General features: G+C 73.5%; 18 protein-coding genes. 7 read left to right on the top strand and 11 right to left on the bottom strand.

The features are described from left to right. Positions 1–164: 164 nt before the first annotated feature. Entirely contained in the window at positions 165–530 is a 366-nt protein-coding gene (locus tag ACH4TG_RS31125) for a DUF192 domain-containing protein (RefSeq protein WP_398245931.1), read from the bottom strand. A gap of 34 nt (positions 531–564) precedes the next feature. Between ACH4TG_RS31125 and ACH4TG_RS31120 the strand changes: the two genes are divergently transcribed. Next, entirely contained in the window at positions 565–1,278 is a 714-nt protein-coding gene (locus ACH4TG_RS31120) for a prepilin peptidase (protein ID WP_398245930.1), read from the top strand. 112 nt (positions 1,279–1,390) lie between these two features. Here the strand turns inward: ACH4TG_RS31120 and mgrA are convergent, their stop codons facing one another. After that, on the bottom strand, positions 1,391–2,434 hold the full coding sequence (mgrA, locus tag ACH4TG_RS31115) for an L-glyceraldehyde 3-phosphate reductase (RefSeq protein WP_398245929.1): 1,044 nt from the start codon (positions 2,432–2,434) through the stop codon (positions 1,391–1,393). A 134-nt stretch (positions 2,435–2,568) separates the two neighbouring features. Between mgrA and ACH4TG_RS31110 the strand changes: the two genes are divergently transcribed. The 4 genes from ACH4TG_RS31110 (at position 2,569) to ACH4TG_RS31095 (ending at position 7,656) form a co-directional block, all read left to right on the top strand. After that, entirely contained in the window at positions 2,569–3,330 is a 762-nt protein-coding gene (locus ACH4TG_RS31110) for an isoprenyl transferase (RefSeq protein ID WP_398245928.1), read from the top strand. A gap of 234 nt (positions 3,331–3,564) precedes the next feature. Beyond that, positions 3,565–4,884: a PhoH family protein gene (locus ACH4TG_RS31105; RefSeq protein ID WP_398245927.1), complete on the top strand. Its 1,320-nt coding sequence runs from the start codon at positions 3,565–3,567 to the stop codon at positions 4,882–4,884. Between the two features lie 426 nt (positions 4,885–5,310). Continuing rightward, the gene (locus ACH4TG_RS31100) at positions 5,311–5,988 is read left to right on the top strand and encodes a transglycosylase SLT domain-containing protein (RefSeq protein WP_398245926.1); all 678 of its coding nucleotides are present in this window, start codon (positions 5,311–5,313) and stop codon (positions 5,986–5,988) included. A gap of 144 nt (positions 5,989–6,132) precedes the next feature. Next, positions 6,133–7,656: an AI-2E family transporter gene (locus ACH4TG_RS31095; RefSeq protein WP_398245925.1), complete on the top strand. Its 1,524-nt coding sequence runs from the start codon at positions 6,133–6,135 to the stop codon at positions 7,654–7,656. 138 nt (positions 7,657–7,794) lie between these two features. Here ACH4TG_RS31095 and ACH4TG_RS31090 read toward each other — a convergent pair whose 3' ends face one another. The 9 genes from ACH4TG_RS31090 to ACH4TG_RS31050 all read right to left on the bottom strand — a co-directional run bounded on the left by ACH4TG_RS31090 (position 7,795) and on the right by ACH4TG_RS31050 (position 21,193). Beyond that, on the bottom strand, positions 7,795–10,233 hold the full coding sequence (locus tag ACH4TG_RS31090) for an FtsX-like permease family protein (protein WP_398245924.1): 2,439 nt from the start codon (positions 10,231–10,233) through the stop codon (positions 7,795–7,797). Beyond that, on the bottom strand, positions 10,230–10,856 hold the full coding sequence (locus ACH4TG_RS31085) for an ABC transporter ATP-binding protein (RefSeq protein WP_398245937.1): 627 nt from the start codon (positions 10,854–10,856) through the stop codon (positions 10,230–10,232). Before ACH4TG_RS31085 ends, ACH4TG_RS31090 begins: the two co-directional genes overlap by 4 nt. Before the next feature lie 53 nt (positions 10,857–10,909). Beyond that, complete coding sequence (locus ACH4TG_RS31080; RefSeq protein WP_398245923.1) at positions 10,910–11,434, bottom strand: PadR family transcriptional regulator; 525 nt, start codon at positions 11,432–11,434, stop codon at positions 10,910–10,912. Positions 11,435–12,175: 741 nt separating this feature from the next. Beyond that, the gene (locus tag ACH4TG_RS31075) at positions 12,176–14,275 is read right to left on the bottom strand and encodes a SpoIIE family protein phosphatase (RefSeq protein WP_398245922.1); all 2,100 of its coding nucleotides are present in this window, start codon (positions 14,273–14,275) and stop codon (positions 12,176–12,178) included. Between the two features lie 444 nt (positions 14,276–14,719). After that, entirely contained in the window at positions 14,720–15,385 is a 666-nt protein-coding gene (locus tag ACH4TG_RS31070; protein WP_398245921.1) for a class I SAM-dependent DNA methyltransferase, read from the bottom strand. 364 nt (positions 15,386–15,749) lie between these two features. Next, positions 15,750–16,427 (bottom strand): DUF402 domain-containing protein, encoded by a 678-nt coding sequence (locus tag ACH4TG_RS31065; protein WP_398245920.1) that lies wholly within the window; start codon positions 16,425–16,427, stop codon positions 15,750–15,752. Positions 16,428–16,450: 23 nt separating this feature from the next. Further along, positions 16,451–17,842 carry a class II fumarate hydratase gene (locus ACH4TG_RS31060; protein WP_398245919.1) on the bottom strand — a complete coding sequence of 464 codons (1,392 nt, stop codon included), beginning with the start codon at positions 17,840–17,842 and terminating at the stop codon, positions 16,451–16,453. A 107-nt stretch (positions 17,843–17,949) separates the two neighbouring features. Further along, positions 17,950–19,605, bottom strand: a complete 1,656-nt coding sequence (locus ACH4TG_RS31055; protein ID WP_398245918.1) for a fumarate hydratase — start codon at positions 19,603–19,605, stop codon at positions 17,950–17,952. 169 nt (positions 19,606–19,774) lie between these two features. Then, entirely contained in the window at positions 19,775–21,193 is a 1,419-nt protein-coding gene (locus ACH4TG_RS31050) for an MFS transporter (RefSeq protein ID WP_398245917.1), read from the bottom strand. A 250-nt stretch (positions 21,194–21,443) separates the two neighbouring features. On the opposite strand from ACH4TG_RS31050, the gene ACH4TG_RS31045 reads away from it, so the two are divergent. Continuing rightward, on the top strand, positions 21,444–22,142 hold the full coding sequence (locus tag ACH4TG_RS31045; protein WP_398245916.1) for a DUF1707 domain-containing protein: 699 nt from the start codon (positions 21,444–21,446) through the stop codon (positions 22,140–22,142). A gap of 200 nt (positions 22,143–22,342) precedes the next feature. Beyond that, positions 22,343–22,672, top strand: a complete 330-nt coding sequence (locus tag ACH4TG_RS31040) for a WhiB family transcriptional regulator (RefSeq protein WP_398245915.1) — start codon at positions 22,343–22,345, stop codon at positions 22,670–22,672. Positions 22,673–22,806: the final 134 nt, after the last annotated feature.

Here is a 22,806-nt window from a genome sequence, read left to right as displayed (position 1 = left end):
CGACCGGCAGACACCGGGTCTAAGGGCCCGGCGGCGAGAGGCCGGCAAAAAAGGGCCAGGACGTTCACTTTTCGAGCTACCCGCACCGATCACGTCCAGCCGATCCGTCCACCTTGCGAGCTACGGCAACCGATCACGCCCACCCGATCCGTTCACCCCACCCCCTACCTCCCCCTCCCCACCCCCACGACCTCCAGGACGGCGCCGGGTACCACTCCCCACGTGGACATCGCGCCTGCTTCGGATTCCAGGACGTGGTGGGCGCGCAGGCGGGGGAGGCCGATCCGGCCGGGGGGCATGGTGCGTACGGCGAGGACGCGCAGGCGGCGGTCCAGGTAGGCGACGTCGATCGCGAAGCGCATCCGGGCGGTGTGGATGCTCGATGCGGGGGTGAGCAGCATCGCGCCCCGGATGCCGTCGCGGCCGAGCAGGCCGCGGGTGCGTGCCCGGTAGGACGCGGCGATCAGCAGCGGCACCTCCGCGGCCGGTGTCCGCAGCGTGCCCTCGCCGTCCTGCCAGCGCCGGCGCATACAGCCTCCCGAACGGCTCCTGTACGGTCGCCCGGTGCATGTCTATCTGATCGTGGGCGCGGCCGCCTGGGGAATAGCCGCAGGGCTGCTGCTGCCGCGGGCGGTGTACCGGCTCGCGGTCGACGCGGAGCAGCCGTGGGCGTCCCAGTGCCCCGAGGGGCATCCGATACGCGGCTGGCTGGGCCCCGCGCGGTGCCCGCAGTGCGCGGAGGGCCGTCCCTACGGTCCGGGCTACGGGCTCGCGGCGGCCTCGGCGGTCGCCTGTGCGGCGCTGGCGGCGGCGGTCGGGGCGCACCCCGAACTCGCGGTCTGGCTGCTGCTGGTGCCGGTCGGCGTCGTGCTGGCCCGGGTGGACCTGACGGTGTTCCGGCTGCCGGACGTCCTCACGCTGCCGGCGCTCGGCGGCACGGCGCTGCTGCTGGGCGGCGCGGCCCTGCTCCCGTCGCACGACGGCTCGTGGACCCGGGCGCTGATCGCCGCGGCCGTGCTGGGGGCGCTGTACTTCGTGCTGTTCTTCGTCAACCCGTCGGGGATGGGCTTCGGGGACGTCAAGCTGGCGCCCACGGTGGGCCTGGCGCTCGGCTGGTACGGCTGGGGGACGGTCTTCGTCGGGACGATGCTCGGGTTCGGCCTCGGCGCCGTTCTGGGCCTCGCGCTGATCGTGACGCGCCGCGCGGACCGCAAGACCCCCATCCCGTTCGGCCCGTTCATCCTCGCGGGCGCGTTCGCCGCCCTCCTGCTGGCCTAGGGGCCGGGTCCGGCGCATCCCCGCCGCGAAAGGAACCGCGGGGAACCGCGGCCGGGTGGCCGCCGTTCCCCGCGGGGTCCCGCTCAGGGGCGGGAAGAGGGTCGGGCGAGGATCAGGCGTCGCTGCTGACGGACCAGAGGTTGACGCCCTCGGGCTCGATCGCGTGCCGGTCGATCTCGGCGAGCTCCTCGGTGGTGAGCGCGGGCGCCCCCACCGCGGCCACGTTGGCCTCGAGCTGCGCCACCGAGGACGCGCCGATCAGGGCCGACGTCACCCGCTGGTCGCGCAGCACCCAACTGAGCGCCAGCTGGGCCAGCGACTGGCCGCGGGAGGCGGCGACGTCGTTGAGCGCCCGCAGCCGGGTCACGGTCTGCTCGTTGACCAGCGACGGGTCCAGCGACTTGCCCTGCGCGGCGCGCGAGCCCTCGGGGATCCCGCCGAGGTAGCGGTCGGTCAGCAGGCCCTGGGCGAGCGGCACGAAGCCGATGCAGCCCATGCCCTCCTCCTCCAGGACGTCCAGCAGGCCGTCGTCCTCGATCCAGCGGTTGATCATGGAGTAGGACGGCTGGTGGATCAGCGCCGGCACCCCCATCTCGCGCAGCAGGCGCGCCGCCTCGCGGGTGCGCTCGGGGCCGTAGGAGGAGATGCCCACGTAGAGCGCCTTGCCCTGCCGGACCGCGGACGCCAGCGCGCCCATGGTCTCCTCGAGCGGGGTCTCGGGGTCGAAGCGGTGCGAGTAGAAGATGTCGACGTAGTCCAGGCCCATCCGGTCCAGCGACTGGTCGAGCGAGGCCAGCAGGTACTTGCGCGAGCCCCATTCCCCGTACGGGCCGGGCCACATGTCGTAGCCGGCCTTGGTGGAGATGACCAGCTCGTCGCGGTAGGCACGGAAGTCCTGGGCGAACAGGGTGCCGAAGTTGGCCTCGGCGGCGCCGTACGGCGGGCCGTAGTTGTTGGCCAGGTCGAAGTGGGTGATCCCCAGGTCGAAGGCGCGGCGCAGGATCGCGCGCTGGGAGTCCAGCGTGCGGTCGTCACCGAAGTTGTGCCAGAGGCCCAGGGAAATGGCGGGAAGCTTGAGGCCGCTGCGGCCGGTGCGGCGGTACTCCATCGAGTCGTAGCGCTCGTCGGAGGCGCGGTAAAGGGTGCGGATGTTCACGTTCTCTTCCTTATCACGGGAGGTTGAACCGCTTACTACCCCGGCCGGGAGCCGGCGCCCCCGGTTCGTCCGCCGGGGCGTCAGCGCAGTAGTGTTACCGCCGGGCGTCGATGCGCAGGAGGGGCTGGTACGCGATGAATCTGCGCGACCTGGTGTACGGGCTGTACTCCCGGAGGGTGGAGCGCCGGCTCGATGTGTCGCAGGCCCCCAAGCACGTCGGCGTGATCCTGGACGGCAACCGGCGCTGGGCCAAGGCCGCCGGCGGCACCACCGAGCAGGGCCACCGGGCCGGCGCGGACAAGATCGCCGAGATGCTCGGGTGGTGCGAGGAGACCGGCGTCGAGGTGGTCACCCTGTGGCTGCTGTCGACCGACAACCTGGACCGGCCCGCGGACGAACTGGTCCCGCTGCTGGGGATCATCGAGGACGCGGTGACCGACCTGGCGGCGGCCGGCCGCTGGCGGGTGCACCACGTCGGCACCATGGACCTGCTGCCGTCGCACACCCAGCACGTGCTGAAGGAGGCCGAGCAGGCCACCGACGGCGCCACCGGGCTGCTGGTCAACGTGGCCGTGGGCTACGGCGGGCGGCAGGAGATCGCGGACGCCGTCCGGTCGCTGCTGCACGAGCACGCCGGGCGCGGCACCTCCATCGAGGACCTGGCCGAGATCCTGGACGTCGAGCACATCGCCGAGCACCTGTACACCCGCGGCCAGCCCGACCCGGACCTGGTGATCCGCACCTCGGGCGAGCAGCGGCTGTCCGGATTCATGCTGTGGCAGAGCGCGCACTCCGAGTACTACTTCTGCGAGGTCTTCTGGCCCGCGTTCCGCAAGGTGGACTTCCTGCGGGCGCTGCGCGACTACGCGGCACGCCACCGGCGCTACGGATCGTAGCCGGGCGCCAGGGGTGCGGGAGCGGCCGGAAACCGCCCCGCCAGTGGCGTTTCCGGTTCCGCTGCGGACACCGAAGAGCCGGTGAGCGGTCAGTGACCGGTCGATGACCTTCGGATGACTGTCATATGCATTCGCATGGGTACGCGTTTTCCCGGGCATACCACAGGCAGACCGGCATCCGGACCTTGGCTGCCGGACCGCAGACTCACCTCTCCCGAGGGGGTTCGTCCACACGTGGTGACCAGCAAGAACCGCCGTGATCACGACCGGCGCACGTACGTACTCGACACCAGCGTGCTGCTCGCCGACCCCAACGCCTTCGCCAGGTTCGACGAGCACGAGGTGGTGCTTCCCGTCGTCGTGGTGACGGAGTTGGAGGCCAAGCGCCACCACCCGGAACTCGGCTACTTCGCCCGCCAGGCGCTGCGGCTGCTCGACGAGTTCCGGATCCGCTACGGCAGGCTCGACGCGCCGATCCCCATCGGGGACATCGGTGGCACCCTGCGTGTCGAACTCAACCACTCGGACCCCGGGGTGCTGCCCGCGGGCTTCCGGCTCGGCGACAACGACTCGCGCATCCTCGCGGTCGCCCGCAACCTGCAGGCCGAGGGCTACGACGTCACGGTCGTGTCCAAGGACCTGCCGCTGCGGGTGAAGGCGTCCTCGGTCGGCCTGCTGGCCGAGGAGTACCGCGCCGAACTGGCCATCACGTCCGGCTGGACGGGGATGGAGGAGCTGCAGATCCCCGCCGACGACGTGGACGCGCTGTTCGCCCAGGAGACCGTGGAGCTGGCCGAGGCCGTCGGGCTGCCGGTGCACACCGGCCTGGTGCTGCAGTCCGAGCGCGGCAAGGCGCTGGGGCGGGTGACCGCGGACGGCCGGGTCAGGCTGGTGCGCGGCGACCGCGAGGCGTTCGGCATCCACGGCCGCAGCGCCGAGCAGCGCATCGCGCTGGACCTGTTGCTGGACCCCGACGTCGGCATCGTGTCGATGGGCGGCCGGGCCGGCACCGGCAAGTCGGCGCTGGCGCTGTGCGCGGGCCTGGAGGCGGTCCTGGAGCGCCGCCAGCACCGCAAGGTGATGGTCTTCCGGCCGCTGTACGCGGTCGGCGGGCAGGAGCTGGGCTATCTGCCCGGCACCGAGGCGGAGAAGATGAGCCCGTGGGCGCAGGCCGTCTTCGACACGCTGTCGGCGGTGACCACCAAGGAGGTCGTGGAGGAGGTCGTGGCCCGCGGCATGCTGGAGGTCCTGCCGCTCACCCACATCAGGGGCCGCTCGCTGCACGACGCGTTCGTGATCGTCGACGAGGCGCAGTCGCTGGAGCGCAACGTGCTGCTGACCGTGCTGTCCCGGATCGGCGCCGGCTCGCGCGTGGTGCTCACCCACGACGTGGCGCAGCGCGACAACCTGCGGGTGGGGCGGTACGACGGCGTGGTCGCGGTGGTCGAGAAGCTGAAGGGCCATCCGCTGTTCGCGCATGTGACGCTCACGCGTTCCGAAAGGTCTCCGATCGCTGCTCTCGTGACGGAGATGCTGGAGGACGGCGTCGGGTGACGAGCGGGCCGCCGCGTCCGATTCGGCGGTAAATCATACGAGTTGAGGCTGCTGCGCCCTCGGAAGAGGGCGCAGCAGCCTAGCGTTTGCCCGCGCTCCACGCAGGTAATTACCGCCGTCCGCAGCGTGTGAGCTTTGCCACTCAACCGGAAATTGCCGCGACGCGTCCCGGTGCGGCAGGGTGTACGGCTGTCAGGCCCCGCTCATTGGCACCCCTGCGCCTCCGGGTTCAGGACCAGCACCACACAACAGCACAGCGACCGCCATGAGCCGCCCGAGCAACACGCGGAACCCGCCAGGGACTTCGCACCGGGCCAGCGCCCCCGTGACCGACCGGCCCGTACGGCGGACCGGACAGGGGGACCGAGCCAGGGGCACGATTGCGTCCGTGCGGTCACCAAGCGGGCGACTCCGGAAGGAAACCGTGTGAGCCGGATCTCGGTCCGGGGACTGGCGGTGGCTTCGGCCACGGCAGTCACCACTGTGGGCGCCGTCGTCGGCGTCGCGTCGGGCGCTGACAAGGGCGGCTCCACCGAGCCCGTGGAAGCGGCAGGCACGACGACCCTCCTCGCGGACATCCCCGAGGGGCAGCAGGTTCAGCAGGCTTCGCTGACCGAGCAGGTTCAGGCTCAGTCGGACGCCGCTGACACGGCAGCGCGCCAGAGCGCCGAGCAGGCCGCTCGCAAGCAGGCCGCCAGGGACGCCGCAGCCAAGAAGAAGGCCGCCGACGAGGTGGCCGCGGCCAAGGCGCGGACGGAAGCCGCGGCCAGCCGCGGCGACGCGCGGGCCAGCTTCCCGACCCAGGCCTCGTACACGATCGCCGAAGTCCAGGCCATGGCCAAGCAGATCGTCGGGTCGAACCAGTACGCCTGCTTCTCCAACATCGTGACCCGGGAGAGCGGCTGGCGGTACACCGCCGTCAACCCGTCCTCCGGCGCCTACGGTCTGGTCCAGGCCAACCCCGGCACCAAGATGGCCTCGGTCGCCTCCGACTGGCGGACCAATCCGGCCACGCAGATAAAGTGGGGCCTGAACTACATGAACAGCCGCTACGGCAGCCCTTGCGGCGCCTGGCAGTTCTGGCAGGCGCACAGCTACTACTAGGCCGCCCGCGGTCTGCTCTCCCCGTACGGGATGTCACGCCGTCCTGCGGCCTGAGCAACCTGGATTCCGGGTAACGTCGTCTCCCACAGCAGTGCGGTGGCACAGCCGTGTCACAGGCGGCCGAAGGGGTCAGGGGAGAGCAGCATGCCGGAGAAGCGCCACTGGAGCGTCGCGCTGGCCTCAGGGCTGGCCAACCTCGCCGGGCGCATCGAGGAGCGGCAGGCGGTCGTCAGCGCCCGCGACGCGGCCGAACAGGCCGTCACCGACCCCGGGCCGCCCGCGGCCGCAGCAGGGTTCGACGCCGGCTCCGCCACCGCGGAGCCGGTGGCACGTCCCGCCCCCGCCGCGCCGGAGCAGGAGCCCGCGCGGCCGGCGGCACCGGCCGCCCCCGCGACCCTGACGCGCACCGTGCCCGCCCAGCGGGTGCCGGAACCGGGCAGCCCGGCCGCGGTCGTGCCGTGGAGCATGCGGGTCGCCGCCGAGGTCGGCTGGCGGCTGCTGATCCTCGCCGGCACCGTCTGGGTGCTCATGCGGGTCATCGGCTCGGTCCAGCTGGTCGTGCTGGCGTTCGCCGCCTCGCTGCTCATCACCGCGCTGCTGCAGCCGTTCGTCGCCCGGCTCAAGCGGATGGGGGTGCCGCGCGGGCTGGCTACCGCGATGGTCTGCATAGGCGGTTTCATCGTCATCGGGCTGGTCGGCTGGTTCGTCGTCTGGCAGGTGATGGACAACGTCGACAGCCTGTCCAACAGCCTTCAGGACGGTATCTCCGAGGGCAAGAAGTGGCTGCTCAACAGCCCCTTCCACGTCACCGACGACCAGATCAACCAGGTCGCCAACAACCTGAGCAACGCGCTGAAGCACAACACCACGCAGCTCACCGACGCCGGCCTGCAGGGCGTCACGTTCATCGTCGACCTGCTCACCGGCATGCTGCTGGCGATGTTCAGCACGATCTTCCTGCTCTACGACGGCGCCAACATCTGGAACTGGGTGCTGAAGCTGTTCCCCGAGGCCGCCCGCGACGGGCTGGCCGGTGCCGGACCGCGCGCTTGGACGACGCTGACGCACTACGTGCGCGGCACGGTCATCGTGGCGCTGATCGACGCGATCTGCATCGGCATCGGGATCTTCTTCCTCGGCGTGCCGATGGCGGTGCCGCTGGCCGTGGTCATCTTCCTGTCGTCGTTCGTCCCGCTGGTCGGCGCGGTCGCCTCGGGCGCGATCGCGGTCGTCGTGGCGCTGGTGACCGAGGGCCCGTTCAGCGCGGTGCTGGTGCTCGCCGTGGTGCTGGCCGTGCAGCAGATCGAGGGCCACATCCTGCAGCCGTTCATCCTCGGCCGGGCCGTGCGGGTCCACCCGCTGGCCGTGGTGCTGTCGGTGGCGGCCGGCTCGATGATCGGCGGGATCGGCGGCGCGGTGGTGGCCGTGCCGCTGGTCGCCGTCGGCAACACCGTCGTCGGCTATCTGCGGGCCCACGCCAAGGAGACCGCCGCCGCGGCCGCCGGGGTGCCCGTCCAGCCCGCTGACGAGACCGCAGCGGCCGCCTCGGCCGCCGCGGCCGGCGGTCCGCAGCCGCCCGCCGGGGGCGGCGCTGAGCCCGCCCAGGCCGCCGTCCCGGCGATGGCCGAGCCCGCCGAGGCACCGGCCGCGGAGGCCCCCGCAGGCTGACCGCGGCCCGCGCGGGCACGGACCGTCCCCGCGCGGGGCCGCACGGGACGGGACGTCCGTACCTCGTCACGACGACACGCCGGGGCCCGGCCGTCAGCCGACGGCCGGGCCCCGGCGTGCGGTGTCACCCCGCGCGGCTCACTCGGTGCGCAGCCCGTCGGGCCGCATCATCCGCCACAGCGGCGGCATGCTCAGCAGCGTCACGGAGAACACCACCGCCGCGCCGATCGCCGACATCAGGCCCATCGCGCCCCAGTCCATGTGGAACGGCCGGCCGACCATGGCCAGCAGCGCCGCGCCCAGCCCGAGTCCGCCGGCGCAGGCCAGCACCAGGCCCAGCACCACCGGGATCGCGGTCTGCCACATCACCGACCAGACCAGCGCGCTGCGCCGGGTGCCGAACGCCACCAGCACCGCGAGCAGCTTCCTGCGGTCGCGCAGCTGCTCCAGCATCATCACCAGCAGGCTCGCCCCGATCAGCGCCATGGTGAGCGCCGCCCCGGCGACCAGCCCGCGCCGCAGCTGGGTGTACGCGGCCTTCGGGGTGGTGGAGCGCAGGTTCATCACGCTCACCCCGAGGCCGAGCCGGGCGCCGGTGTTGCGCACGTACTCCATCGCCTCGGGCTCGTTCCGGGCCAGGGAGACCGTCACGTCGACCGACGGCCGGACCAGCCGGTCGCCGGGGAGGGCCTGCGGGGTGGCGAGCAGTCCCCACGCGTGGGAGCCCGTCGGGTCCGTCCTGGACACCGCCGCGGTCGCGCTCGCCGGGATCGTCCACAGCCGCGGCGTGCCCGTGTAGGTGTCCTGCTCCGGCCGGTTGAGGTCGAGCCGGGCGCCGGGACGCAGATAGCGCCGTACCCCGCTGTCGTCGCCGCCGTCGACCGGCGGCACGATGAAGACGCTGCCGGGCGCGCAGACAGGCAGCGTGGCCATCTGCCGCAGCGCGGCGCAGTCGCCCACCTGCACCGGCAGGTACGGGAAGTCGCCGTCGTGCGCCCGTGCCGCGTCGGGCCGGGTGGCCTGCGCGTCGAGGTAACCGTGCGCCTGGCTGACGCCCTTGGTCGCGGCGATCTGCTGGATGAACCGCGGTGCCCGGCCGCCGTCTTCGAGATCCGAGCTGACCAGGAGCTGCGCCCTGGACGGGTCCGCGCCGGTGACCCGCTCGAAGTCGCCGCTGACGGCCGTGAACAGCATCTGCAGCGCGATGGCCCCCGCCACGGCGACGGTCACGCCGCTGACCATGCGGGCCGCGGCGTTGCTGTTCAACTGCAGCCGCCGGGTCGCCAGTTGCCAGGGCACCGGGCCGCCGCGCAGCAGCCCGACCACGCGCTCGACCACCCACGGCAGGACGGCGGTCACCCCGACCAGCACCATCACCGCACCGACCGCGACCTGCGTGGTGTTGAGCTGGCTGTCGCCCTGGACGGTGCCGAACAGCGGTGCCAGCAGCCCGACTCCGACCACCGGGATCAGCAGCCGCCACCACAGCCTGCGGCGCCGGCCGACACCCTGCCGGACCACGCCCAGCGGCTCGATCACGGTGCCGCGCAGGCTCAGCATCGTCACCGCGACCGCGGCCACCGGCACCGCCAGCACGACCAGCACCGTCAGGCCGGTCTGCGGCGTCATGTCCGCGGGGTACGCGGAGATGTCGCGGATCGTCACATGGGAGGCGAGCTGCCGGCCGACCAGGAACAGCGCCCCGCCGAACACCAGCCCCACCAGTGCCCCGAACAGCGCCTCGCCGGCCGCGATCCTGCGGGTCATCCGGGAGTCGGCGCCCACCAGCCGCAGCGCGGCCAGCCGGCGGTCCCGCCGCTCGCCGCCGAGCCGCACCGAGGTGCCGATGAACACCGCGACCGGCAGCAGCAGCACGACCAGCATGACGATCAGCAGCAGGTCGAACGTCGGCCCCATCACCTGGGAGTTGCTGTGGTGCCCGAACCCGTCGATGCGCATCGCGTTGCCCTGCGTCCAGGCGGAGTTCCGGGCGGTCAACCGATCACTGCCGGCGTAGAAGTACAGCTCGGCGGGGCCCATCAGACCGGCATGGCCGATGAGTCCGTCGTCGGTGTACGGGATGCGCTCGCGCAGCAGCGGGTTGGCGGCCAGCAGGCGGCGCAGCGCGGGGGAGACCACCATGTGCCCGGGGGCGGGCAGCGCGGCGACGCCGGGCGGGTGCTCCGCCTTCGGGCCCTCGGGCTTGACGAGGAGCCCGGTGATGTCCTTCTCGTGGAACGTGGTGTTCGCGTCGGCGATCAGCAGCGTGCGGTCGGAGGGTCTGGCGATGAACCCCCCGGACATCGCGTCGCGTGCGACCCGCTTGTGGTCCCGGACGTCCATCATCGGCGGGACGGCCGCGGCCAGCAGCAGCAGTGCGACGCCCAGGCCGACGCCGACCGCGGTCAGCAGGGTCCGGGTCCAGCCGTCCCGTCCGCCGCCGGCGGCGAAACGCGCGCCCATGGCCAGATCCCGCGCCCAGGTGCCCAGGTCCGTACGGGAGTTGGCGGGCGGGGCGGGGCGGCCGCCGGAGACCGCCGCGTCGAAACCGGCGAACGGCTCGTGCGGCGCGCTCATGACACCCGTTCCATGTCGCGCGACTTCCCGTCCCGCACGACGATCTCCCGGTCGGAATAGGCGGCGACCCGCGCTTCGTGGGTCACCAGGACGACGGCGGCGCCGGTGTCGTGCGCGGCCTCGGTCAGCAGCCGCATCACCCGCTCGCCGTTCAGCGAGTCCAGCGCGCCGGTCGGCTCGTCGGCGAAGAGCACCCGCGGCCCCGCCACCAGGGCGCGGGCCACGGCCACCCGCTGGCCCTGGCCGCCGGAGACCTCGCCGGGCCGCTGGCCCGCGACGTCCTCGACCTCCAGCCGCTCCAGCCAGGCGGCGGCCTTGGCCTCCGCGGACCTCCGGCGTTCGCCGGCCAGCCGCAGCGGTATGGCCACGTTCTCCAGGCAGGTCAACTCCGGTACCAGCTGGCCGAACTGGAAGACGAAGCCGAAGTCGCTGCGGCGCAGGGCGCTGCGCTCGCCGTCGGACATGGTGGTCAGGTCGCGTCCGCGGTAGCGGACCTCGCCCGAGTCGGCCCTGACGATGCCGGCCAGGCAGTGCAGCAGGGTGGACTTGCCCGAGCCCGAGGGGCCCATCACGGCCACCACCTCGCCGGCGCGGACGGTGAGTTCGGCCCCGTCGAGGGCCATGGTGCGGCCGTACGCCTTGCGGACGTCGGTGGCCAGCAGGAGCGGTTCCGTGGTCACTTGGCCACCTCCGCGGCGAGCTGGTCGAGCCGGGCGGCGGTCAGTTCGAGCCAGCGCAGGTCGGCCTCCAGGTGGAACAGGGCGTGGTCGCAGATCAGCTGGTCGGCCAGGTCCCCGGAGGACTTGCGCCGGGTCAGCTCGCGCATCAGCCGCAGGTGTTCGGCCCGCTGGGTGTCCAGCAGGTCGGCCGCCGAGCGGCCGGTGAGCAGTGCGAGGACGACCTTGGCGTACAGGGTCGTCTGCAGGTACGGCTCCGGCTTCTCCGGCTGGGCCAGCCATGTCTCGACGTCCGTGATGCCGGCGTCCGTGATGGCGTAGCGCTTGCGTTCGGGGCCGCCGCCGGGCTCGATGCCCTCGACCTCGACGAGGCCGTTCTTCAGCAGCCGGGCCATCGTCGAGTAGACCTGCCCGTAGGCCAGCGGGCGGTCGTGCCCGAAGCGTTCGTCGAACGCGCGTTTGAGGTCGTAGCCGTGGCGCGGGCCGGACTCCAGGAGTCCGAGGAGGGTGTGACCGATTGACATGGCGGTCACACTACACGATGCGTATACACGCCGTGTATACCCTCTGCGCATACGCTGGCCGCGGGCTCCTCGCACCCCCCACGAGCCGTGCGACGGCGACGCCCCCTCGCGGGTCATGCGCTGCCCCGCCAGGTGCGCGGGGATAGCCCCCCACGGGCCGTGCGACGGCGACGTTGCCCCGTGGGGCAGGACGTGCCCCGCCAGGGGCGCGGGGAACTGCGCGCTCAGCCCGCGCGGCGCCGCGGGTCGTCACCGCCCCGAAGGGGCAGTTCGGTCCGTCCCGGACCACCGGCCGGTGGTGGGCTGGTCGCGCAGTTCCCCGCGCCCCTGATGGTTGCCGTACTCCGCAGGGTGAGGCGGGCAGGCCTCGGCTCGGGAGGTGGCGGAGGTAGCGCGGGGAGGGGCCGGGCCTCGGCTCGGGAGGTGGCGGAGGTAGCGCGGGGGGAGGGCCGGGCCTCGGCCGGGGAAGGGCGCGGCCTTGGACGGGGGGATGGTGGGGGTAGTACGTGGAGGGGGAGCACCCCCGCAGGGGGAGGTGCAGCCCCGGGGATCGGGGTGTCGACACCTACCCCGGGGCTGCGTCGGGAGGGCATGGGCCCCAGCGGAACTCGTCCTGCCGCGGCCCCGATTCCCAGAGTGCGCGCGGCGCCGCGACTCGTCGCGCCCGCCCGCACGCCCGAAGCGCCGCCGCGGCGCGCCCCGCCGTGTCCGGCGGGCCCGCCGCGGAGGCGACCCCTCACGTCAGATGATGGGCAGCTCGAACCAGACGACCTTGCCTGCGCCCAGGCGGGTGGCTCCCCAGCGCTGCGCCATCCGGTTGACGAGGTACAGCCCGCGGCCGCCCTCCTCCTCGGGCGCGGCATGCCGCATCCTCGGCAGCAGCGGCGCGTCGTCGCCGACCTCGCAGCGCAGCACGTCGGTGCGCAGCAGCCGCAGCGTGATCGGCCGCTCGGCGTACCGCACCGCGTTGGTGACGATCTCGCTCACCAGCAACTCGGCCGCGTCCAGCTGGTCCTCCAGGTTCCAGCGGCGCAGCGCCTGCCGGATCAGGCGGCGGGCCCGGCCCGCGGTCTGCGCCTGCGGCTCCAGGAACCAGTACGCCACGTCGCTCGGCGCGATCCCGTCGAACCGGGCCGCCAGCAGCGCGATGTCGTCGTCGCGGTCGCCTGGGCCGAGGATCTCCAGGACCTCGTCGCACAGCGGCTCCAGCGGCGGCGGCGAGACCACCGTCGCCGCGTCGTGCAGGCGTTCGCGCAGCAGCTCGATACCGCCCCACACGTCGCGGCTGCGGGACTCCACCAGGCCGTCGGTGTAGAGCAGCAGCGTGGCGCCGGCCGGCGCCGGCAGCTCCACCGCCTCGAAGGGCACGCCGCCGACGCCGATCGGCGCGCCGGGCGGCACCCGCAGCACCTCGGCCAGCCCGTCGGCGTGCAGCAGCACCGGCGGCGGGTGGCCGGCGTTGGCCACCACCATGCGGTGCGCGATGGGGTCGTAGACGGCGTAGACGCAGGTCGCCATGCGGTCCTGGCCGAGCCGCTGGGCCTGCTCGTCCAGGTGGTACAGCACCTCCTGCGGCGCCAGGTCCAGGCCGGCGAGGGTCTGCACGGTGGTGCGCAGCTGGCCCATGATCGCCGCAGACGTCATGGAGTGCCCCATCACGTCGCCGACCACCAGCGCCACCCGGCTGCCGGGCAGCGGGATCGCGTCGTACCAGTCACCGCCGACCCGGGCCGACTCCGCGGCCGGCAGGTAGCGGCTGGCCAGCTGGACGCCGGTGGGCTGCGGCAGCGAGTCGGGCAGCATCTCGCGCTGCAGGGCGTCCGCGATGTACGCCTCGCGGCCGTACAGCACCGCCTTGTCGACGCCGAGCGCGGTGTGGGTGGCGAGCTGGGCGGCCACCAGCAGGTCGTCGGCCTCGAACGCGGGCCGGTCGGCGCGGCGCAGCAGCACCGCGGCGCCGATCACCCGGCGGCGGCCGCGCAGCGGCGCGAGCAGCGCCCGGCGGCCGCCGGGCAGCGGGCTGTCGGGGTTGCCGAGGAGTTCGGCGAGCGCGTCCGCGGCCCGCGGCGACTCGGCGAAGACCGGGCGGACGCCGCGCAGCACCTCGGCCAGCGGTCCGTCGAGCAGCACGCCGATGGACTCGGAGCTGTACGCCGGCTCCAGCGCGGGCAGCAGCGGTACCGCTCCCACCGGGGCGTCGAGCGCGGGGTCGGGGTCGTCGAGGCCGCCGTCCGCGCGGCGCAGCCGCAGCCGCAGCGGACCCGACGGCCGCTCGTCGCCGACCGGCAGCGGGTCGCGCAGGTAGACCAGGATGGCGTCGGCGAACGCCGGCACCGCGGACCGGCACAGGCCCAGCAGGATCTCGTCGAGGTCCAGGCCGCGGGCGATCCGGCGGGTGGCGGCCCCGACGTACCGCAGCCGGTCCGCCTCGGGGCCGGTCTGCGCGGGCATCGGGATGCGCATGCCCACCGAGTCCTCGTCACCGGGGTGCCCGGCCGCCTCCAGCGGCGTCCCCCGCGGCGGCGTGCTGACGAACGCGCCCAACGGTTCGCTGCCTTCCGTGCTTCCCGGTACCCAGCCGCTGCCGTGCGCCGGGATCGGCGGCAGCGGCGGAAGGTGGTCGTCGGCTCGCCGGCCGCGCTCCTCGCGCGGCGGCTGCCCGGACGGTTCCTGGCCGTACTCCTGCCCGTACTCGCGGCCGTAGGGCCCGTGCGGTTCCTCGTCCCGGGAGTCCGCGGACCCCTGGGCGGAGGCCGGGGCCGCGCCGTGGGCAGGAGCGGTCGGCAGGTCGAGATAGGGGCTCGCCGCGCCCTGCGGTTCTGCCGCTTCTTGTCCGGCCACGGGCTCACCATACGACCCAGGGGCACCGCGTGTGCCCGGGTCGGCGGGGTCGGGTCCGGCCGGCCCGCCCCCCGCCCCGGAGGACTGCGGTACGGAGCCGTCCGTGGACCCAGGGTGATCGCCGGGCTCAACCGGTTCGCCCTGGTTGACCTGTTCGCCGGGCGTGCCCTGACCGTCCCGCTTGCCGTGTTCGGCGGCCGGTTCCGCGGACTCCGCGGGGTCGCCGCCGCGCGCGTGCGGGTCCTGCGGGGGCGGGCAGGGGTGGCCGGGAGCGGCCGCGGGCGCGGGCCCCGCCGGGGACTGCGGCAGGCCGTCCAGGCCGAAGCCGCCGCGCGGGTCGAGGGGCGCGGCAGAGGGGCGGGGCTGGTCCGTGGTCACGCGAGTCGTTCCGTCCGTCGGTGCGCCGCCGCGACCACCGCGCGGCGGAGCTCGGGCCCGGCCAGGTCAGGCACGTCGGCAGTAGAGGAAGAGCTGCAGTTCCGGCGGCACGTCGGAGCTGGCCGGCGCGTAGGCGTACGACTCCTCCTTGATCACCTCGAAACCCGCATCCGTCACCACGTGGTGCAGTTCGTCCCGTAGGTATCCGGATACCCGGATCGTGTGACCAAGGAACGGAATCTGCATATCGTCCACATCCGCCTCGACCATGGACAGCGCCAGCAGCCCGCCGGGCTCCAGCAGGCGGTGGATGGCGCCCAGCGCGTAGGGGATCTCCGCGCGCGGCAGCATCAGCAGGGTGAAGAACGCGGCGACGCCGCCGAAGCTGCCGGGGGCCAGCGGGCCGCCGGTCACCAGGTCGCCGATGTCGCCCCGGACGAACTCGGCGTCCGGCACGTTGCGCCGGGCCAGCGCCAGCATGCCGGGTGACAGGTCGATGCCGGTGACGTGCAGGCCCGCGTCGGTGAGCTGGCGGGCCGTCGGCATCCCGGTGCCGCAGCCGAGATCGAGCACCCGGGCGCCCTTGGGCAGGGAGGCGGTCAGCCAGCCCCCGGCCTCGATCTGGCCCTCCTTGTGCGGGAAAGCCTCGTCGTACCGGTCGCCGATGGCGTCGAACGCCTCCGCCTGACCGGTCCGGTCCCTCTCCAGGTGCTCGTAGCCGCCCGTACCCACTGCTCAGGGCCTCCCTGACTGCTCATCCGTTCGGTGGACGCCCGGCGAGGGCGTCATCGGGGTGTGCTGGCTGTGCTGCGACGTGCGCCGGCCGCAACATGCCCATGACGCCGCGTCAGACTCCGTTGCGCGCCGGGCAATTGTGCAGTGTTCCGGAGCACGATCCTACGGTTGACCGACAGGGACGCAACAAGGGGCTCCGCGGTTCCCGGCCGCCGGGCCGCGGACCTGCGGCGGGCCGCCGGCGCGGCGTTCCCCGTGTCGCCCGCCGGGTTCCGGCGGGACTCCCGGCGCGTTGCCGCGGGACGTCCGCGGCGCGGCGGGCGGCGCCTCGGGCGGTCCTCGGGCGGTCCTCAGACGGCGCTCAAGCGACCGGCCGGTCCCAGTCCGCCGGCAGCGCCGGCACCGGCCAGCGGGGATCGGGCCGCCAGTCCTGCCAGCGGTCGCGGAACGGCGACTCCCAGGCGGTGATCGCGCCCACGGCACGCCGCCCCGCCTCGCGCACGCCCGCCGCGACCGAGGCCGCCATCAGCCCGTCCGCCTGCGCCTGCGCGAACTCGTCCTCGTCCCGCCACTGCCAGCTGCGGTCGGGCTGCACCGTGATGTCCAGGAAGTGGTCCTCCGAGTCCACCCCGCCCGACCAGCGGCGCAGCGGCTCCTCCAGATTCACGTACCAGCTGCGGAACCGCCATCCAGGGTCCCAGAACAGCCACACCGACCACGGGTCGCCGGGCCGGGCCAGCTTCAGCACACCCGCGCCCCACCAGCGCTCCACGCTCGGCACGTGCGGCTTGCGGTAGCGGGTGGCCAGCGGCTCGCGGTGCACCGGCGTGCCGTCGGCCATCACCGGCCGCACCACCGGGGTGTCCGGCGCCATCCACACCGCCAGCAGCTCCGCGTCGTCACGCACCACCGTCACGGGCCGGCAGATGTGCACCGCGTCGGTGCCGTTGCCGCGATAGCGCCACAGCACCTGGTCGCCCGGGGCCCAGAAGTGCCGCTGCTGTCCGTTCAGGATCGATGAGTCGACGTCGGCTGTCATGAACAGAGCTTACGGATCATTGGTCACGGACGGGTCATACGCAACACGTCGAGCGCCGCGTCGAGCTGCTCCTCCGTCAGCAGCCCGCGCTCCAGGTAGCCGCCCTCGACCACCACCTGCCGGATCGTCTTGCGCTCGGCCAGCGCCTTCTTGGCCACCTTGGCGGCCTCCTCGTAGCCGATCCAGCGGTTGAGCGGGGTGACCACGGACGGGGACGACTCGGCGTACTCGCGGGCCCGCTCGGGGTGCGCGGTGATGCCGTCGACCGTGCGGTCGGCGAGCAGCCGGGAGACGTTGGCCAGCAGCCGCACGGACTCCAGGACGTTGCGGGCGATCACCGGCAGCATCACGTTCAGCTCGAAGTTGCCGGCGGCGCCGGCCACCGCGATGGCGGTGTCGTTCCCGGTGACCTGTGCGGCGACCATCAGCACCGCCTCGGGCACCACCGGGTTCACCTTGCCGGGCATGATCGACGAGCCGGGCTGCAGGTCGGGCAGGCTGATCTCGGCGAGGCCGGTGCGCGGGCCCGACGCCATCCAGCGCAGGTCGTTGGCGATCTTGGTGAGGCCGACGGCGATGGTCCGCAACTGCCCGGAGGTCTCCACCACCGCGTCCCGGGCGCCCTGGGCCTCGAAGTGGTTGCGGGCCTCGGTCAGCGGCAGGCCGGTGGTGCTCGCGACCTCGGCGATCACCGCGGCCGAGAAACCCGGCGGGGTGTTGATGCCGGTGCCGACCGCGGTGCCGCCCAGCGGCAGCTCGGCCAGCCGCGGCAGCACCGCCCGCAGGCGCTCGACCCCGTACCGGACCTGGGCGGCGTAGCCGCCGAACTCCTGGCCGAGGGTCACCGGCGTGGCGTCCATCAGATGCGTGCGGCCGGCCTTCACCACGTCCTGGAACTCCGCGGACTTCGCCTCCAGCGAGCGCGCGAGGTGCTCCAGGGCCGGGATCAGGTCGCCGGTCACCGCGGCGGTCGCGGCGATGTGGATCGACGACGGGAAGACGTCGTTGGACGACTGCGAGGCGTTGACGTGGTCGTTGGGGTGGACGTCGCGGCCCAGCCGCTCGGTCGCGAGGGTCGCGATGACCTCGTTGGTGTTCATGTTCGACGACGTGCCCGAGCCGGTCTGGAAGACGTCCACCGGGAAGTGGTCGTCCCACCGGCCGTCGGCCACCTCGGCCGCCGCGTCCTGGATCGCCCCGGCGACGTCCTGGTCCAGCACCCCGAGCCCGGCGTTGACCTTCGCCGCCGCGCCCTTGATCCGGGCCAGCGCCGCGATGTGCGCCCGCTCGATGCGCTGTCCCGAGATCGGGAAGTTCTCCACCGCCCGCTGCGTCTGCGCGCGCCACTTCGCCTCGCGCGGCACCCGCACGTCCCCCATCGAGTCGTGCTCCACCCGGAATGCGTCATCACCCATACCCCGTACAGTGCCCGCCCCGGCGGCTTTTGTTCCCCCGGTGCCCCCGTCCGGCCCCTTCGCGGACCGGACGGCGGCGCGCCGTGCGGGCGGGAAGCCCCGGTGGGTCAGGCGCCCGGGCGGAGGGGGATGGAGGTGAAGGTGGGGGCGGGGGCGGGGTCGGTGAAGAAGTCGTTGCCCTTGTCGTCGACGACGATGAAGGCGGGGAAGTCCTCGACCTCGATCTTCCAGACGGCCTCCATGCCGAGCTCGGCGTACTCCAGGACGTCCACCTTCTTGATGCAGTCCTGGGCGAGGCGGGCCGCAGGGCCGCCGATCGAGCCGAGGTAGAAGCCGCCGTGCGCGGCGCACGCGTCGGTGACCTGGCGGGACCTGTTGCCCTTGGCCAGCATCACCATCGAGCCGCCGGCCGCCTGGAACTGCTCGACGTAGGCGTCCATCCGCCCGGCCGTGGTCGGCCCGAACGAACCGGAGGCGTAGCCCTCGGGGGTCTTGGCCGGGCCGGCGTAGTACACCGCGTGGTCGCGCAGGTACTGCGGCATCTCCTCGCCCGCGTCCAGCCGCTCCTTGATCTTCGCGTGTGCGATGTCCCGTGCCACCACCAGCGGGCCGGACAGCGACAGCCGGGTCTTGACCGGGTACTTCGTCAGCTCGGCGCGGATCTCCGCCATCGGCCGGTTGAGGTCGATGCGGACGACGTCCTCGTCGAGGTGCTCGTCGGTGGTCTCCGGCAGGAAGCGCGCCGGGTCGGTCTCCAGCTGCTCCAGGAAGACGCCCTCGGGCGTGATCTTGGCCAGCGCCTGCCGGTCGGCGGAGCAGGACACCGCGATGGCGACCGGGCAGGACGCGCCGTGCCGCGGCAGCCGGACCACCCGCACGTCGTGGCAGAAGTACTTGCCGCCGAACTGCGCGCCGATCCCGATCTTCTGGGTCAGCTCGAAGACCTGCTGCTCCAGCTCCTTGTCCCGGAAGCCGTGCCCGGCCGGCGAGCCCTCGGCCGGCAGCTCGTCCAGGTAGTGAGCGGAGGCGTACTTGGCGGTCTTGAGCGCGAACTCCGCGCTGGTGCCGCCGACCACGATCGCCAGGTGGTACGGCGGGCAGGCGGCGGTGCCCAGCGAGCGGATCTTCTCCTCCAGGAAGCGCATCATCGACGCCTCGTTGAGGACCGCCTTGGTCTCCTGGTACAGGAAGGACTTGTTGGCGCTGCCGCCGCCCTTGGCCATGAAGAGGAACTTGTACGCGCCGCCGTCGGTCGCGTACAGCTCGACTTGCGCGGGCAGGTTGGAGCCGGTGTTCTTCTCCTCCCACATGGTCAGCGGGGCCATCTGGGAGTAGCGCAGGTTCAGCTTGGTGTACGCGTCGTAGATGCCGCGCGACAGCGCCTCCTCGTCGCCGCCGGAGGTCAGCACGTTCTGGCCGCGCTTGCCCATGACGATCGCGGTCCCGGTGTCCTGGCACATCGGCAGCACGCCCGCGGCGGCGATGTTGGCGTTCTTCAGCAGGTCGAGCGCCACGAAGCGGTCGTTGGGGCTGGCCTCGGGATCGTCCAGGATCCGGCGCAGCTGGGCCAGGTGGGTCGGCCGCAGGTAGTGCGAGATGTCGTGCATGGCCTCGGCGGCCAGCCGGCGCAGCGCCTCCGGGTCGACCTTGAGGAAGGTGCGGCCGTCCGCCTCGAAGGTGCTGACCCCTTCGGAGGTGATGAGGCGGTACGGGGTGGTGTCCTCGCCGAGGGGGAGCAGATCCGTATAGGCGAACTCGGGCATAAGGGGCATTCCTCACTCGGCTGCGTCGACGCTGAAGCGCACCAAGCGTAGAACGTCCGGGCGGCCCGGAACCTGTGAGGTAAGGCTCATCCCTGCGTGAGGTACGGCTCACCCGCGGCCGGGGCGCGATGCCGGCCCGGGGAGGGGCGCGGCCCCGGCCCGGCGACGGTCAGGACGCGGCCGGCTCGGCGGCCGGCGCGGGCTCCGGTTCGGCTCCGGGCTCCGCCGCTCCCGCGCGCAGCCCCCGCATCGCCACCGCGGCGTACACGCCGCCCGCGGTGACCAGCAGCCCGGAGACCGTGAAGATCGTGTCGATCGGGCCGAAGTGCACTCCGGCCACGTCCGCGTCCAGCCCGTGCAGCGCGGTGCTGGCGAGCCAGCCGGACGCGGCCACGCCGACGAGCGCGGCGAGCTGCTGGACCGGGTTGATCACGGCGATCACCCGGCCCAGGTGGGACTGCGGCACCGAGGAGAGCAGCACGGGCGTCGCCGCGGTGTTGAGCGCGGCCAGCAGCAGGCCGCACAGGGCCAGGGTGACCAGGGCCGGGCCGATGCCGGTCAGCCGGGAGTAGACGATCACGCCCACGCCGGTCAGCGCGAGCCCGCCCGCGAACACCCGGTGCGCGCCCAGCCGTTCGGCCACCGCCGCCGCGATCAGCGCGCCGCCGACCAGCCCGACCCCCTCCGCCATCTCCAGGGTGCCGTACCAGCGGGAGGCGACGCCGAGGTTGTCGGTCACGAAGAAGACGTTGAGCGAGTTCAGCGCGCCGGTGCCGACCGTCGCCAGGACCATCGCGACCAGCAGGGCGAGGAGCACCCGGCTGCCGGCCACCAGGCGCAGTCCCGCGGTGAACTCGGCGTGCCAGGCGTGGCTTTGGCCGCCGGGTGCGGCAACGCCGTTCGTCCCCACGGGCGGTGCGCCCTCGGGGGCTTCCGGGCCGGAGTCGTCGGCGTCCGCGGGGTCTCCCGCCCGGCTCGCGGCCGCCCGCCCCGCGGCCGTCCGCACGCCGCGGACCGCCGCGAACGACGCAAGGAACGACAGGGCGTTGACCAGCAGTGCCCACCGCACGCCCACCGCGAACAGCAGCGGGGCCGCCAGCGGCGGCCCCGCGATGGAGGCGATGGCCTGGGTGGCCTGGCCGATCCCGGCGGCCTTCGCGCGCTCCCCGGGCCCGACCACCTCGCCTATCAGGGCGAACCGGGCCGGGTTGAAGAACTGGGCGGCGGCGGTGGCCAGGAACACCGTCGCGTACACCGCGCCGAGCACCACCGCCTCGGGCAGCGTCCCGTCCGGCAGGAACGCCACGACGGTCAGCGCGCCGACCAGGGCCGCGCGCACCAGGTCGGCGACCAGCATTGTGCGCCGCCGGTCCCAGCGGTCGACGAACACCCCGGCCGGCGGGCCGATCAGCAGCGTGCCGACCGCGACGGCGACGACGAGGCCGGAGACCGCGACGGGCGCGTAGGAGCGGCCGGCCAGCACGACCGTGCCGATCCACAGGGCCAGCGTGGTGCTGAAGACGAAGTCGCCCGTCTGGGAGACCAGTTGGCCGGTCCACAAGCGCCGGTAGTCCCGGTTGATGAGCATCGTCCGAGCATTCCGGTGCCCGCCGGCCCGGTCAATGAGATGTGACGCCGATCCGCCCCCGTTCGGCTGTCCTTCCGCCCGGAGCCCCGCGTCAGGATGCCGCCCGCCGGGCTCCCATCGCCCCCGGGGCCGGGGCGGTCTCCGACCCGCGGCGGACCGGGCGGGGCGCGCCCCCTAAGGGGCGGCTCCGGGTGCGCTCCGGCGTGCCTCGGGGTAGTCGCGATCTATCGCGTCTGTGTACGGTGGTCGGGTGGATGAATCGCAGCTCCAGAAGCGCCCGCAGCAGCCGGCGAACCCGCCGGTCCGCACCGGCCTGCCCGACGGGGCGCCCGATCTGCGGGCCTCGGACGCGGACCGGGACCGGGTCGCCGACATCCTGCGTGACGCGCTCGCCGAGGGCCGGCTGGACGCCGCCGAGCACTCCGAGCGCCTGGACCGCGTCTACGCCGCGAAGACCCTGGGTGAACTGGAGCCGCTCGTCCGGGATCTGCCGGCCGGAGCCGCCGCGCGCCCGCAGCCGGCCCCCGCGCCGCGCGCGTACGCGGCGGACGGCGGCGGCGAGAACCCCAACCTCGTCGGCATCCTCGGCGGCGCCGAGCGCAAGGGCCGCTGGCGGGTGGGCCACCGGATCACCGCGGTGGCCATCATGGGCGGCGTCGAGATCGACCTGACCGAAGCCACCTTCACGTCACCGGAGTTGGTCATCCACTGCACCGCCATCATGGGCGGCGTCAGCATCAAGCTGCCGGAGAACGTCACGCTGCGCGGCGGCGGCGTGGTCGGGATCATGGGCGGCTCGGACGTCAAGGCGTTCGAGGCGCCGGACCCGGGCGCGCCGGTCGTGCGGGTCGACGGATTCGCCTTCTGGGGCGGCGTCGAGGCCAAGGCCAAGCGCGGCAAGAAGGTCTCCGACTGGACGAAGAGGGGCCGCAAGCAGCTCGGCGAGTGAGGCCGGCGGCAGCCGTGGTGCGGGTGTGCCGCAGGCGACCACGGTGCGCATGAAGTCGCGTACAGCGGGTAGGGGATGGAGCACGCCGCCGCGCCGCTGCCCCGGCGCGCCCTGTCCGGGCGCCGGTCAGGCGACGGCACGCGCGGTCCTCGCCGAGCCGTCGTCAGGAGTTTCCCGTGCTTCAACCGATCGAGCCCGTCATGGAACCGACCCTCCCGCCAGGCCACCCGCGGGATCTCGGCGGCCCATGGCACTCGGAGGCCGCCTGCCGCAGTGACGAGGCGGGGCTGTTCTTCGCCCCGTCCAAGGAGCCGACGGCGGCCCGGCTGTCCCGCGAGGAAGCAGCCAAGCGCGTCTGCGCGCGCTGCCCGGTGATGCTCGAATGCCGTGAACACGCCCTGATGCAGCCCGAACCCTACGGCGTGTGGGGCGGGATGACGGCCGCCGAGCGGCGCGTGGTGCTGGCCCGCCGGCGCCGCCGCGAGGTCGAACTCCAGCGCCCCGCACCCCAGATAGCGGCCGCGGGCTGACCCTCCGCTCCCACCGCCGCGTTCGGGAATACGGGGCCCGGACGGCGGCGGAGGGAGCGGGAGCCGGCCCGGCGTGCCCGACTGCCGCCCCGGCGTGGCCGGTCGGGGCGCCCGGCTCGGCGCCCCCGGCCCTG

This window comes from Streptomyces sp. NPDC020917, assembly GCF_044333795.1.
In the GTDB taxonomy this organism is placed as follows: domain Bacteria; phylum Actinomycetota; class Actinomycetes; order Streptomycetales; family Streptomycetaceae; genus Actinacidiphila.
This window is presented reverse-complemented; position numbering and strand designations above follow the sequence as displayed.